The following is a 13,834-nucleotide window of genomic DNA, read 5'->3' as shown; positions in this document are numbered from 1 at the left end:
GATTCGGGTTTGAATCTAGGCGGCCGAGGCGGCGGGGTCAACCCGCGCCAAGGCCGAGTCGATGTGACGCGGCAGGGGGCGGAGCCCTTGACGGTATACAGTAGCGTCGCTAACGTAGCGTCGTTACCTTATTGGTGGGGGATGCTGATGCTGGAACGTTTGACGCGGTTTGTGGTCGGGGCTCCGCGACTGGTGTTGGGAGCGGCGTTACTGGTCGCGGTTGCTGCCGCCGTGTTTGGCCTCCCCGTCACGAGTCACCTTGCCGCGGGCGGGCAGCAGGATCCGACGTCGGAATCGGCGCGGGTGGCGCGGATTCTCGTCGACAAGTTCGGCATCAGCGAACAGTCACTGGTTTTGATGCTCAGCAGCGACCAGGGCGCGAGAAGTCCAGCGACGACCAAGGTCGCCGGCGAGCTGGAAGGCGAGCTGCGCCGCTCGGGCGTGGTGCTGAACCTCGCTTCGGCATGGAACGCGCCACCGCCGGTTGCGGCGGGGTTGTTCAGCAAGGACGGCAAGTCGGGGATGATCGTCGCCGGGCTGATCGGCGGCGAGAACGACGCACAGAAGCATGCCACCCGGTTGATCAAGACTCTCGGCCATGACCGCGACGGTGTATCGGTGCGTGCCGGCGGGATGGCCACCATTTACGGTCAGATCAACAAGCAGACCGAGCGCGACCTGATGACGATGGAATCGATCGCCATTCCGGTGACTTTCGTTGCGCTGGTGGCGATTTTCGGCGGCCTCAACGCGGCGTTGCTTCCGCTGGTGGTGGGGGTGTTCTCCATCGTGGGCTCGATGTCGATACTGCGCGCCCTGAGCTATTTCACCGATGTCTCGGTCTTTTCGCTCAACCTGACCGTCGCGATGGGGCTCGGGTTGGCGATCGACTATTCGCTGCTGATCATCAACCGCTATCGCGAAGAGGTCGCCGCCGGGATGGCCCGGGAGGATGCGCTGGTGTTGACCATGCGCACCTCGGGACGGACGGTTTTGTTCGCGGCCTTGACGGTGGCCCTCTCGCTCGTCTCCCTGGTGCTCTTCCCGATGTATTTCCTCAGGTCGTTCGCCTACGCCGGAGTGGCGGTCGTGGGCATGGGCGCGGTGGCCGCGCTGTTCATCGTTCCCGCGGTGATCACGCTGCTCGGCGATCGTATCGACGCCCTCAACATCCGGCCGTTCTTCCGGCGCATCCTGCGCCGCCCCGAGCCCGTCGCCGCGGCGATCACCGACACGTTTTGGTACCGGACCGCCAAACACGTTATGGCACACGCTGTTCCGGTGGCCCTGGCCATCGTCGCGATGCTGCTGCTACTGGGATCGCCGTTTCTTCACGTGAAGCTCGGCTTCCCCGACGATCGGACGCTGCCCGCGTCGGCGTCGGCGCGCCAAGTGGGAGACCAATTGCGCACCAACTTCAACAACGACGATGCCACCAACCTCTCCATCGTCGTCGAGCACGTGAAAGGACCCGGGAGCCAGCAGCTCGACGGGTACGCCGCTGCTCTCTCGCGTGTGCAGGGCGTCGCGGCCGTTTCGGCGCCAACCGGGGCCCACGTCAACGGAAACAAGGCCGGCCCCGCGCTGACGCCCACCGGAATCAACGACGGCACGGCGCTTTTCACCGTGCGGACCACCGCCCAGCAGTACACGGCGGGGGCCAAACGTCAGCTCGACGCGCTGCACGCGATACCCGCGCCCGCGGGCACGGATGCTCTGTTCGGCGGTGGAGCGCAACTGGATCGCGATGCCGTCAACGGCATATTGTCCCGGCTGCCATGGGTGCTGAGCATCATTGCCGTCGTGACCTTCGCGCTGTTGTTCATGCTGACCGGATCGGTGGTCCTCCCCCTGAAAGCGTTGGCCCTCAACCTTTTATCCCTCACGGCCACGTTCGGGGCGCTGGTGTGGATATTCCAGCAGGGGCACCTGGGCGCGTTGGGCACCGATCCCACCGGGACGATCACCTCGAACATGCCCATCCTGATGTTCTGCATCGCCTTCGGCCTGTCCATGGACTACGAGGTGTTCCTGATGTCCCGAATCCGCGAGTACTGGATGAACTCCGGCCGCACCCGTGCCGACAACGACGAATCGGTCGCCCTCGGGGTGGCCCGCACCGGTCGCGTGATCACCGCCGCCGCGGTGATCATGTCGATCTCGTTCGGCGCGCTCATCGCCGCGCAGGTGTCGTTCATGAGAATGTTCGGAGCCGGACTGACCATCGCAATCCTGATGGACGCCACCGTCATACGGATGCTGGTGGTACCCGCCTTCATGCGGATCCTGGGCCGCCTGAACTGGTGGGCGCCTCCGGCGCTGGCGCGATGGCACGCACGATGGGGTATCACCGATGAGCCACTCGAACAAAACGCCTACGCGTCCTGAGCCGCGCCGGCAGCGGCTGCCCAGGGGATCGGGCGGCCAGCTGCGCGAGCAAATCATCGACACCGCAACGGAACTGATCATCGCGTCGGGAGACATCAAGGCACCGTCCACGCGGGAGGTGACCCGCGCCCTGAACATCTCCGCGCCCTCGCTCTATCGGCACTTCGCCAACAAGGACGAACTCCTGGACGCCGTCTGCGCGAAGTATTACCGCCAGCTCGGCGAGGTCATGCAGGACGCGATACGCGACGTCTCGAATGCCCTGGAGCGCCTACACATCCTGGGCATGACCTACGTGCGCTTCGCCGTCGCGACACCGCTGATGTATAGGGTGGCCACCGGCGCTCCCCCGCGGCGCGGCAGCGACTTCGACGAGACGCTCATCAGCTCGGCCTTTGTCCACCTCCGCGAAACCGTGCAGGAACTCATGGACCAAAAGTTCTTTCCGCCAGGTGATCCCGTCAAACCCGCCCTGCAGCTCTGGGCCGCGGCGCACGGTGTCGCCTCGCTGCTGATCGCCAAGCCCTACCTGCCCTGGGGGGACGCCGAGGCCTTCACCGACAGCGTCCTGCGCGCCGTCTGCGTCGGGCAGGCGGTCGACGGGCTGGACCTGTCGGGGCTGCTGCCGCGTCGGCTGTAACGAATCGCGCGGCGAAACGATATAGGCAGGAACCCGTCACGAGGGGGACCGATGAGCCATCCGCCGTTGGCCAGCGACGACACCGGACTGAGCAAGCCGCGGATGCGGGGCTGGATCCACCAATACTGCGCCATCGCGGCCGTCATTGCCGGCCTGCCGCTGGTGGCCGTGTCATGGGCCGCCGTATCCAAGCGGGCCGGGCACTCGACGCTGACGTACACCCTGGCGATCGTGGCGTTGTTCGCCGTGAGCGCGATCTATCACCGCGTCGACTGGGAATCGGCGGCGCTGCGGAATTGGATGCGGCGGCTAGATCACTCGATGATCTTCGTGCTCATCGCCGGCAGCTATACGCCCTTCGCCAGGCTGGACATGCCGCGCGGCACCGGCCACGTCGTGCTGGCGATCGTATGGGGTGGCGCGGCGGCCGGAATCGTGTTGACGTTGTTCTGGCCGACGGCCCCGCGCTGGCTGGGCGTGCTGCTCTATCTGCTGCTGGGCTGGGTCGCGGTCTGGTATGCGGGAATGATCCTGCACAACGCCGGCGTGGCCGCGACGGTGCTGCTGGCCGTCGGCGGCGCCCTGTACAGCATCGGTGCGCTTTTCTACGGGCTGCGCTGGCCCGACCCCTGGCCCACGACGTTCGGCTACCACGAGTTGTTCCACGCGTTCACCGCGGTCGCGGCGATCTGCCAATACATCGCGATCTGGCTGGCGGTCTTCTAAGACGGGTCGAGGGCCGGCGAGTATTTCGCCTCTCACCTTCAACATATAGCGGACCCGGGGGCTTGCGGCAAGACCGGGGTCATGCCGCAAAATCGCTGGCCTAAGCCAGAACTCAGCGAATCGGGGGGTTGCGAATGCGCCGACAGGCCGGGGTGTCCAATCATGCGGTGGTGGTCGTCGGGGCCGGCCCCACGGGGCTGATGCTGGCGGGCGAGTTGGCATTGGCGGGCGTCGACGTCGCGATCGTCGAGCGGCGCGCCAACCAGGACGTCATCGGCTCGCGTTCGGGCGGATTGCACTCGCGCACCATCGAGGTTCTCGACCAGCGCGGCATCGCCGATCGTTTCCTGTCGGAGGGACAGGTGGCCCAGGTCGCCGGGTTCTCCCAAATCCGCCTGGACATCAGCGACTTTCCCACCCGGCACCCCTACGGTCTCGCGTTGTGGCAGAACCACATCGAGCGCATCCTGGCCGGCTGGGTCGGCGAGCTGGCGGTGCCCATCTATCGGGGACGCGAGGCGACCAACGTCGCGCAAGACCGCACCGGCGTCGACGTCGAGCTGACCGGCGGCGAGGTCGTGCGGGCGGAGTATCTCGTCGGTTGCGACGGCGGGCGCAGCCTCACCCGCAAGGCGGCCGGCATCGACTTCCCGGGTTGGGATCCGACGACGAGCTACCTGCTCGCCGGCGTCGAAATGGCCTTCGAGCCGGGCCGGGAGCCGCAATGGGGCATCCGACACGACGCCCTCGGCGTCCATGCGCTCAGCGAGTCCGTGGATGGGGGGCCGGTTCGGGTCATGGTGACCGAGCGGCACCTGCGGTCCGGCGGCGAACCCACCCTGCGTGATCTCAGCGAGGCACTCGTCGCGGTCTACGGTACCGACTACGGAATCCACAGTCCCAGTTGGATTTCCAGGTTCACCGACATGACGCGGCAGGCCGCGGCCTATCGCGACGGACGCATCCTGCTGGCCGGCGACGCCGCCCACGTGCACCACCCGATAGGGGGACAGGGCCTCAACACCGGCGTGCAGGACGCGGTGAACCTGGGATGGAAGCTGGCCCAGGTGGTCAAGCGGACGTCGTCCGACAGCCTCCTCGACACCTACCATGCCGAACGGCACCCGGTCGGTGCGCGGGTGCTGCGCAACACGATGGCGCAGATGGCCCTGCTTCGGCCGGACGACCGCACAAAGGCCTTGCGCGGCACCACCTCCGAGCTGCTCGGCATGGAGGAGCCGCGCAAGCGCTTCGCCGCGATGATGTCCGGACTGGACATCCATTACGACCTCGGTGAGGGACACCCGCTGCTCGGGCGCCGCATGCCCGACCTCGACCTGGCCACCGCAACCGGGCCGATTCGGGTTTACACCCTGCTGCACGAGGCCCGCCCGGTGCTGCTAAACGTCGGTGAGCCCGGCGGTGTCGACGTCGGACCATGGGCCGACCGGGTCCGACTGGTCGACGCGAAATACGTTGGCGGCTGGGAACTTCCGGCGCTCGGCGCGGTCAGCGCGCCCAGCACCGTGCTGATCCGGCCCGACGGGCACGTCGCCTGGGTGGGCGACGGATCTCGGCTTGGGCTCGCCGACGCGCTCACCACCTGGTTCGGGGAGCGCAGCGTCGGGCGTTAGCGAGTGCTCTCGTCGGGCAGGTCGTGCCGGGACTGATGCAGACCGGGCGCATCCGGATCGTCGTGCTGATGTTCCAGCTTGCCCTGCCGGTCTCGCTGCTCCTGGGTCGGCTTCCTGGCGTCCTTGGGCCGCGCGGCCGGGGTGGTGTCGATTTCGTCATCCATGGTCACACACCGACGGCGCGCTCCAAGTCCTTCAGGGACGTGTCCAAATGACCCAGCAGCCGTTGCAGGTGGGGGACGCTGCGACGGCAGCCGACGAGACCGAAGTCCAGGTTGTCGGCGTTGTTGGTCACGGTGATGTTGACCGCCTGCCCGTCGAGCGGGATCGACAGCGGATAGTTTCCGTTCAAGCGCGAGCCGCGCCAGTACAGCGGCCCGGACGGGCCGGCCGAGACGTTCGAGATGACGACGTTGAACGGGGGTGACGCGGTCGAGAGATAGCCGGGGATCAGCCCCAGGAAAAGCCCACCGATGTTGAACGCCGACACCGCCAACTGCTGCACCGGGGGCAGCTGCTGAAAAACCTCCTTGGTGTCGCGGATCGACGTGCTGATGATCTCCAGCCGCTTCGCCGGGTCGTCGACGTTGGTCGCCAGGTCGCACAGAAAGGTCCCGACCATGTTGCCGCCGCGGTCGTCGTCGCCCTTGCGCAGGTTGACCGGCACCATCGCGGTCAGCGGGGCATCCGGCAGCGCGTCCTGCTCGATGAGGTAGCCGCGCAGGGCCCCCGACGACATGGCGAGCACCACGTCGTTGACCGTCACCCCGGCGGCCGACTTGACCGCCCTGATGCGGTCCAACGACCACGACTGCGCCGCCACCCGCCGTGCGCCGCCGATGCGGACGTTGAACATGGTGCGCGGCGCCCGGAACGGAAGGGTCAGTTGCTGTTCGAGCAGGGCGGCGCGCGCGAGCTTCAACGTGGACGGGGCCAACGCGAACGCCGACGCCGCGGTCCGGCCGACACGATCGAGCGGCGAGGGCCGTTCGCGCGGTCCGCTCCTCTTGCGTGGGGCGAGGGTCCACGGAACGCGCACCTCGTCGTCGGCGGGGTCATCGGTCAAGGCGCGCTGCATCAGCCGCAGCGCCGAGACGCCGTCCATCAGGGAGTGGTGGTACTTGGTGTAGACGGCGTACCGGCCGTCCTGCAGACCCTCGACGAGGTGGGCCTCCCACAGCGGGCGGTGCCGGTCGAGCAGGCTGCTGTGCAACCGGGAAACCAGCTCCAGCAGGTCGCGGATCTGTCCCGGCTCGGGCAGGGCCGAGCGGCGGAGGTGGTAGTCGAGATCGACGTCCTTGTCGAACGACCACGCGAGGTTGGTGACGCCGCCGAAGAACGCCGGATGCTTGCGGAACGTCGGTTGCACGTCCGTGCACTCGAGCATCGCCTGATAGGACTCGCGGACGAAATGCGGCCCCGCGTCCACGGGCGGTTCGAACAGCTGCAGCGAACCCACGTGCATCGGGTGTTCGCGCGATTCGCCGATGAGGAACAGCGCATCCGTCGGCGATATCGGTTCCATGGTCGTCGTCCTCGTTTCCTGCGGCCGTGTCGTCCTCTATCTCCGGTTATCCAAAAAAGGCGCATGTCACACCCGAATAAGCGGCGCGGTTTACCGGCGTGGCACCGCGGGTACCCCAACGCGCGATCGAGCGGCCGGACTACCTTGCAACGCAACCGATCAGCCGTGCGGCCGCCAGCCGCTGACAGCTTTCGCCGAGCGTGAAGCTATTGCGAAAAATCCGCTCAAATTTCGCAGCAGCTGCACGCTCGGCGCGGCCGGTAGGCGCGGTCGGTAGCGCCTGACGGCTCATTGGCCCTTCAGGCTGCCGATGCGGAGCGAAAAGTCGGTGCGTTTGGACGGCGGCGTTTCCTCGAGCTTCTCGACGTAGCGTTCGGGGTCGCGGTCGATGATCGGCAATCCCTCGGTGGTGGGATGCTGCTCCATGAATTCGCTGTATTGGCGGCCGAGCGCCTCGCGCAGGCCGATCGGGGCGTGGCGGCGGAAATCCGACAGGCCCTCGCGCTCCTCCTCGCTCATGTGGTCGTCGTTGGCCACCCGGGTGCGGCCGACCGCCGCCCACCACTGTTCGGTGCCGACCGGGGCCGCGTTGGCGTCGCGCACCCCGTCGCGGATGTCGTTGTGGTCGCCGATGGCGTCGAGCGTCTCGCCCTCGGGATCGTTGGCGCCCCGCTTGAGCAGTTGCGGGTAGAAGATCTTCTCCTCGATGTAGGCGTGCACGTCGAGCTTGTCGCCGAGCGGACGCCATACCCGCTCGAGCGCGGCGTGGTTGTCCGGCGTCCGCTCCTGCAGGTCGTCCAGCCTGGCGAATTGCTCACGGAACCAGTTATGGTCGGCGAGGATCAACTCGGTGATGTCAGCCACTGCGGCCATGGTGTCCGATGTTCTGGCGTCGATCAAGCAGTCCCGACAACATGAGGTGGCCGATGCATCCCTTCCGCAAGGCAGTCGAGGAGCACGACGAGGCGGCCATCCAGGCGATGCTGGCCGACGACGTGGTGTTCACCAGCCCGGTGGCGTTCAAGCCCTACGCCGGCAAGCCGATAACCGCGGCGCTGCTGCGCGGCGTGCTGCGGGTCTTCGAGGACTTTCGCTACGTCCGCGAAATCCACGACGCCAACGGCCGCGACCACGCCTTCGTGTTCGAGACCGGAATATCTGGGGTGGCGGGCAAGAAGATCACCGGCTGCGACTTCCTGCACTTCAACGACGACGGTCTCATCGACGACTTCATGGTGATGGTGCGGCCGCTGTCCGGCGCGACGGCGCTGTCGGAGGCGATGGGTGCCCAGTTCGATCGGATTCAGCAGGAGGCGATCGAACTGGCGGCAGGCCCCGGCCCGGTTTGAAATCGGCTGATTTGGTGTACAAATACCACTACCGAGATCCGGGAAGGCAAACGATGAAGCGAATTGCGGCCGCCATGATCGCCGTCGCCGCGGTGCTGTCCGGCGCGTGCTCAGCGTCGCAGGTCATCAACACCGGCGGCGACACCAAGTGCAAGGACTTCACCACGCAGGACGAGAAGAAGCAGAACGACGAAGTCAGCAAGATGCTCAAGGACAAGAGCGGCGCCGATCCGACCAACATCGAGATCTCGGCGACGCGGCTCTCGGCGTTGACGTACTGCCAGACCGTGGGCAAGCCGGACACCAAGATCTCCGAGGCCCCCCACGGCTGACGGTTCTACGCGAACGTCAGGTCGCCGGGCAGCTCGTCGCCCAGCGCGGCCTCGGCGAGCAGCTCACCAAGCAGCGGCCCGAACTTCATCAGGTTGCTCCCGACGAACGCGACGACGCGACCGCGCCGCGCGACGGTCCAGCCGTCGCCGCCTGAGTCGAGCCACGGGGCGCGAACCGTGAAGCAGTCCACCCGGCCCACCGGCGAGAGCGACGGGAACAGGGCGCGCACGGTCGCCGGGTCCGGCACCTCCTGCCCGAAGGCCCAGCGGCCGGTGCTGCCGAGCGGCAACCCGTAACCCTCGGGTGCCAAAAGGCAAGCGGCGCCAACGGCATTCGCGCCGTCGTAGGTGAAGCAAGTGTGCGGGGCGAACTCGACGCCGAGGGGCCCGAACAGCGCCGGCGTCTGGACGCCCGCGCACACGAGCACGCCGTCGCCCCGCACCACCGTGCCGTCGGCAAGCACCGCCGTGCCGTCGTCACCGATCGACGCGACCTCGCCCCGGCGAATCGTGACCCGCCGCGCCACCGCGCCCAGCGCGCGGCGGATGCGCAGGCTGCCGCCGAGCGGGTCGAACACCCCGGTTTCCCACGGCGCGGCCAGAAACGGGATGCGCGCCTCGATCTCGCGGCGGGAAATCCGGGAGAACGCCGCGCCCGCGTCGGTCATTGCCGTGGCGGTTTCGTCGGGCGCGGCGACGGATATGAAGCCCTCCGAGCCGAGCAGCCGTCCCGCGCCCAGTTCGGCCTCCCAGCGCTGCCAACCCGTTCGGGCCCTGATCGCGAGCCCGCACAGCGCCGGGCGCCGGTGCGCGATCCGGAAGATGCGCGCCAGGCCCGCCGACTGCTCGGCGAAGGGTTCACCGCGCTCGAACACGATCGCGTGCTCCCCGCGCCGCGACAGTTCGTAGGCGGCCGCGAGCCCGCAGATCCCCGCGCCGACGATGACGATCACGTGTTCAATGTGAACATGCTGCGCCGCGGTGCCGTGCCGGGGGCTCCGACCCTGTCCATCGACCTCTACAGCAGAGAGACACTGCTTAACCCGGCCGAAACCTATCGCCGCATCCGGCAGGCCGGAACCGTGGTCTGGCTGCCGAGGCACCGCCTTTGGGTGATGGGCCGCTATCGCGACGTGCGCCGAGCGCTCAGCGATGACGAGACGTTTTGCAGCGGCAACGGGGTCGCCGCCAATCCGGTGACCAACGTGCTGACCGCGGGCACCACGCTCGCCAGCGACGGCGAAGCTCACGCCAAGCGACGTCGGGTCCTGCTGCAATCCCTGTCGGCAAAGGCGCTTTGCGCCATCGATCCGATCCTGCAGCGCGAGGCGTCGGGACTCATCGAGCGGCTGTGTGACCGCATCGAGTTCGACGGGGTCTCCGACTTCGCCGCGTATCTGCCGATCCGGGTGGTCGCCGATCTGGTCGGCGTCGACATCGACCACCACCGGATGCTGAAATACGGCCGCGGCGGGTTCGACGTGTTGGGTCCCACCAACACCCGGACCCTGAGGGCGGCGCCGGCGGGGCTGAGTTTTTGGCACTACGCGCGAACCATCCGCCCTCAGAGCGTCAAGAGCGGTGGATGGGCGGAGTCGGTCCTCGCGGCCGGACATGCCGGCGCGCTGAGCCCGGCGGAAGCCAAGGCCATGGTGATCGACTTCATCGGGCCGAGCCTGGACACGACGATCCTGGCGTCCGCGCAACTGCTGTGGAGCCTGGGCACCCACCCCGACGTGTGGGAGGAGATTCGGCACAACCCCGATCTGGTGCCCGCGGCCGCGGTCGAGGCCGTTCGCCTCGGCTCGCCGGTGCGTGGTTTCACGCGAATGCTGAAGAAGGACACCGAGATTGACGGCATCCCATTGGGCCGAGGCCAACGCGTCGTGCTGCTCTTCGCGTCGGCCAACATGGACGAAACCCAATTCGAACAACCCGAGGTCTTCTCCCTGCACCGCAAGGGAGCCAATCTCGGATGGGGTTTCGGCGCCCACGCCTGCGTCGGGATGCACCTCTCCAAGATGGAGATGCACGCGCTGATGCGCGCGATGATCCCCGAGGTCGCGCGGATTAGGGTCGACACACCGGTGCGGATGTTGAACAACACGCTGCAAGGCTTCCAATCGCTGCGCGCGAGCTTTGCCCGGCCCGCGCGTTAGAAGAAGAACCCCGCGTACGGCGCCTCGGCTACCGCGAACAGCCGGTCGGCCGCCGCGATCGCCGCCGGGTCGCCGTGCGCCAGCCCCCCAAGGGTCAGGCCGCGCCAGGTGGCGCCGCCGAGCAGGACCGCGGCGAGCCCCTCGACGCCGACGTGCACCTCGGGCGGCCGGCCGTCCGGCTCGGCGCCGCCGCCAGCGATGGTGAACGTGGCCGAATTGTTCTGCAGCAGCGGGTCGTTGACCGCGATAATGACCGCGCCGCCGTCGGCGTATCGGCGGGCCCGCAGCGCCCCGCGGACGTCGACGACACGCAGCCACGTTTCGTCGTGCACCGCGGTGATCCGCGCGGCCCGCCGGTCGACGAGCAGCCAGGGCAGCGGGTCGTCGACCGGCAGCATCCAGAACACCACGCGGTCAACGAGATCGAGCCCGAGCAGGAAACGCAGCAGCCCGAGGTACGCGTCGGCGGTGGGCGCGAAGAAGTCCTCGACCACGATGGTGCGCTGATCGCTGACGAACCACCGCTCGGTGTCGATGGGGCGGTAGCGGGCGAAGCCCTTCTCGGATCCCGGCGCACCGCACACCGCGACATACGCGGGACCCGAGGATGATTCGGTGCGCAGCCGTGCGATGTGCCACCACACCCCAGGCCGGTCGATCGTTCCCGGCCGCGACGGACGGTTCACGGCGTAGATGTGTGGCAGGACGTCCCATGCCTGGGCGGCGTCGAGCAACCGCACCGGAGCCCCGGCTCCGACGCCCGGCCGCAGCGCCGCCCGCGCCGTGTGCACCTCGACGGTCTGCGACGAACTCGCCACGCCGTAGCCGTACCGCTCATAGATCGTCGCCTCCGACGCGCGCAGCGTCGCGACCACCTCGCCTCGCGCGGTGACGTCGCGCAGCTGGTGATCCATCAGCGCGGTGGCGACACCCCTGCGCGTGAACGACGGCAGCACCCCGATGTGTGACACGGCGGCGTGACCGACGATCGCCCCGCCGGGCAGGGTCAGGCCGCTCGTCGCGGCGTCCGCGGTGCCGACGAGTTGTCCCTCGACGAACGCCCCCACGGTGCGGCCGGGTTCGAGCAGGTTGCCGATCTGTCCTGGCTGCAGGTTCGGCAGGGGTGGGAAGCCGACCATCGCGGTGCGAAACAGGTTGGCCGCGGCGACGAGGTCGCCCTCGTCGTCGAGGACCCGGATGTCGATGGTCACCCGGCCATCATGGCGTGCGTCCTCACCGGATCGGCAGGCCGGTCAGCGCTCGCGAGATCACCAGCCGCTGGATCTCGCTGGTCCCCTCGAAAATGGTGAAGATCTTCGCGTCGCGGTGCATCCGCTCCACCGGGTAGTCGCGGGTGTAGCCGTTGCCGCCGAGGATCTGCATGGCCTCGTCGGTGACATAGACCGCGGTCTCGCTCGCCGCCAGCTTGGCCATCGAGCCCTCCGCCGAGTCGAAGTTCTGGTTGTTGCGCGCCATCCAGCCGGCCCGCCACACCAGCAGGCGCGCCGCGTCGATGCGGCTCCTCATGTCCGCGAGCTTGAACGCCACCGCCTGGAACTCACCGATCTTGCGACCGAATTGCTCGCGCTGGCAGGCGTATTCGAGGGCGTACTCGTAGGCGGCCCGGGCCACACCGATCGCCATCGCACCGACCGTGGGACGGGTGCGCTCGAAGGTCTTCAGCGCCGCCTGGCCACCGGCGGAGGCGCCGGATTTGACCCGGGCGATCCGCGCCTCGAACTTCTCCCGGCCGCCGAGGATCGCGTCCTCGGGCAGGCGCACGTTGTCGAGCACCACCTCGGCGGTGTGCGAGGCGCGGATCCCGTGCTTCTTGAATTTCTGCCCCTGGGACAGCCCCTGGGTGCCCGGCGGGACGACGAACGTGGCCTGGCCGCGGGTGCCCAGTTCCGGATAGACCGACGCCACCACGATGTGCACGTTGGCTATGCCACCGTTGGTCGCCCACGTCTTGGTGCCGTTGAGGACCCACTCCCCGGCCGGCTCGTCGTAGTGCGCGCGGGTCCGGATGGCGCCGACGTCGGAGCCCGCGTCCGGCTCCGAGGAGCAGAACGCGCCGAGCTTGGGATCGTCGGCGGTGCCGAACATCTCGGGAAGCCAGCGGCCCAGCTGTTCGGGAGTTCCGTTGCCCGCCAAGGCCGCCGCGGCCAGGCCGGTGCCCATGATGGACAGCGCGATACCGGCGTCGCCCCAGAACATCTCCTCGAACGCGGTCAGGAAGCCCAGCCCGGTCGGCTCGGCCGCCTGCTGCGCGAAGAAATCGGGCGAGTACAGGCCCACCTTCGCGGCCTCCTGGATCACGGGCCACGGGGTTTCCTCGCGCTCGTCCCATTCGGCCGCGGCAGGCCGGATGACCTCGCTGGCGAACTTGTGCACCCAGTCGCGGACCTCGATAACGTCGTCGCTCAGTTGTAGTGAGAACGTCACTGCTTGCTCCTGAAATATGTTGTGGTCAACGGTTTTTGCGGTTCGTGTATTGCGCCAGGACGGCGACCGTCTGGTTGACCCAGGCCTCGAAATACCGGTCGTCGTCGATGTTTCCGGGCGAGCGTCCGGTCAGCGCCTGCAGCGTCGCGGCGTAGGAAAGCGACCCGATGGCCACGGCCGCGGCGGCCTCCGGGTCGGGGATGCTGGTGCGCCCGGAGCGATTGGACGCCGCCAGTTCGTCGGCGAAGCGCTGATAGGCGTTGTCGGTGATGACCTGCCATGTTTTCTGCTCGAGATCGCCGGCCTCGGCGGGCTCGCGCAACATGACCTTGAGCAGCTCCTCGCTTTCGCGCAGGTTGTTCCAGATCAGCCGGCCCGCCGTGCGCACCGCGTCCTCGACGCTGCCCGACCGCCCGGCGTCGTACTGCTCCCGGGCGGCCACGATGGCGTCGATCCGGTGCGCGACGGCGGCCTCCAGCAGCTCGCGCTTGGAACCGAAGTGCTTGTAGAGCGCGCCGGACCCCGGCGCGAGGCCCGAGGCGCGCTGGATGTCGGCCACCGAGGTCGCCGCGTACCCCTTGGCGGCGAACAGCTGCAGCGCCTCGGCGAGCAGCCGGTCACGTCCCGTGGACATGG

General features: G+C 68.0%; 14 protein-coding genes. 7 read left to right on the top strand and 7 right to left on the bottom strand.

What is annotated here, in order from left to right; all coding sequences use genetic code 11:
- Positions 1-147: 147 nt before the first annotated feature.
- The 4 genes from AC5Y6X_RS15860 (at position 148) to AC5Y6X_RS15845 (ending at position 5,388) form a co-directional block, all read left to right on the top strand.
- Complete coding sequence (locus tag AC5Y6X_RS15860) at positions 148-2,388, top strand: MMPL family transporter (RefSeq protein WP_499987422.1); 2,241 nt, start codon at positions 148-150, stop codon at positions 2,386-2,388.
- On the top strand, positions 2,354-3,028 hold the full coding sequence (locus AC5Y6X_RS15855; protein ID WP_499987420.1) for a TetR/AcrR family transcriptional regulator: 675 nt from the start codon (positions 2,354-2,356) through the stop codon (positions 3,026-3,028). The genes AC5Y6X_RS15860 and AC5Y6X_RS15855 overlap by 35 nt, the downstream gene beginning before the upstream one ends.
- Positions 3,029-3,079: 51 nt before the next feature.
- A complete protein-coding gene (trhA, locus tag AC5Y6X_RS15850; protein ID WP_499987418.1) occupies positions 3,080-3,754 on the top strand; it encodes a PAQR family membrane homeostasis protein TrhA in 675 nt (224 codons plus the stop codon).
- Positions 3,755-3,906: 152 nt separating this feature from the next.
- Positions 3,907-5,388, top strand: a complete 1,482-nt coding sequence (locus tag AC5Y6X_RS15845) for an FAD-dependent monooxygenase (RefSeq protein ID WP_499987728.1) — start codon at positions 3,907-3,909, stop codon at positions 5,386-5,388.
- Here AC5Y6X_RS15845 and AC5Y6X_RS15840 read toward each other — a convergent pair.
- The 3 genes from AC5Y6X_RS15840 to AC5Y6X_RS15830 all read right to left on the bottom strand — a co-directional run bounded on the left by AC5Y6X_RS15840 (position 5,385) and on the right by AC5Y6X_RS15830 (position 7,777).
- Positions 5,385-5,552, bottom strand: a complete 168-nt coding sequence (locus AC5Y6X_RS15840) for a hypothetical protein (RefSeq protein ID WP_324675603.1) — start codon at positions 5,550-5,552, stop codon at positions 5,385-5,387. The genes AC5Y6X_RS15845 and AC5Y6X_RS15840 overlap by 4 nt on opposite strands.
- A 2-nt stretch (positions 5,553-5,554) precedes the next feature.
- On the bottom strand, positions 5,555-6,913 hold the full coding sequence (locus AC5Y6X_RS15835) for a WS/DGAT/MGAT family O-acyltransferase (RefSeq protein WP_499987416.1): 1,359 nt from the start codon (positions 6,911-6,913) through the stop codon (positions 5,555-5,557).
- Positions 6,914-7,201: 288 nt separating this feature from the next.
- The gene (locus AC5Y6X_RS15830) at positions 7,202-7,777 is read right to left on the bottom strand and encodes a hemerythrin domain-containing protein (RefSeq protein WP_499987414.1); all 576 of its coding nucleotides are present in this window, start codon (positions 7,775-7,777) and stop codon (positions 7,202-7,204) included.
- Positions 7,778-7,839: 62 nt separating this feature from the next.
- On the opposite strand from AC5Y6X_RS15830, the gene AC5Y6X_RS15825 reads away from it, so the two are divergent.
- A complete protein-coding gene (locus tag AC5Y6X_RS15825) occupies positions 7,840-8,262 on the top strand; it encodes a nuclear transport factor 2 family protein (protein ID WP_499987726.1) in 423 nt (140 codons plus the stop codon).
- A gap of 53 nt (positions 8,263-8,315) precedes the next feature.
- Positions 8,316-8,594, top strand: a complete 279-nt coding sequence (locus AC5Y6X_RS15820; protein ID WP_324675595.1) for a hypothetical protein — start codon at positions 8,316-8,318, stop codon at positions 8,592-8,594.
- A 5-nt stretch (positions 8,595-8,599) separates the two neighbouring features.
- Here the strand turns inward: AC5Y6X_RS15820 and AC5Y6X_RS15815 are convergent, their stop codons facing one another.
- On the bottom strand, positions 8,600-9,547 hold the full coding sequence (locus AC5Y6X_RS15815; RefSeq protein WP_499987412.1) for an NAD(P)/FAD-dependent oxidoreductase: 948 nt from the start codon (positions 9,545-9,547) through the stop codon (positions 8,600-8,602).
- Between the two features lie 15 nt (positions 9,548-9,562).
- Here AC5Y6X_RS15815 and AC5Y6X_RS15810 point away from each other — a divergent pair, with 15 nt between their 5' ends.
- Entirely contained in the window at positions 9,563-10,753 is a 1,191-nt protein-coding gene (locus AC5Y6X_RS15810; protein WP_499987411.1) for a cytochrome P450, read from the top strand.
- Here AC5Y6X_RS15810 and AC5Y6X_RS15805 read toward each other — a convergent pair.
- Genes AC5Y6X_RS15805 through AC5Y6X_RS15795 form a run of 3 tightly spaced genes read right to left on the bottom strand, consistent with a single transcriptional unit; the run spans position 10,750 to position 13,832 of the window.
- Positions 10,750-11,964: a GNAT family N-acetyltransferase gene (locus tag AC5Y6X_RS15805; protein WP_499987410.1), complete on the bottom strand. Its 1,215-nt coding sequence runs from the start codon at positions 11,962-11,964 to the stop codon at positions 10,750-10,752. The genes AC5Y6X_RS15810 and AC5Y6X_RS15805 overlap by 4 nt on opposite strands.
- Positions 11,965-11,986: 22 nt before the next feature.
- A complete protein-coding gene (locus AC5Y6X_RS15800) occupies positions 11,987-13,198 on the bottom strand; it encodes an acyl-CoA dehydrogenase family protein (RefSeq protein WP_499987409.1) in 1,212 nt (403 codons plus the stop codon).
- Positions 13,199-13,223: 25 nt separating this feature from the next.
- Complete coding sequence (locus AC5Y6X_RS15795; protein WP_499987407.1) at positions 13,224-13,832, bottom strand: TetR/AcrR family transcriptional regulator; 609 nt, start codon at positions 13,830-13,832, stop codon at positions 13,224-13,226.
- Positions 13,833-13,834 lie beyond the last annotated feature (2 nt).

This window comes from Mycobacterium sp. NGS26, from assembly GCF_059813025.1.
The sequence above is the reverse complement of the archived record's forward strand: the minus strand, read 5'-3'. Positions and strand labels throughout refer to the sequence as shown.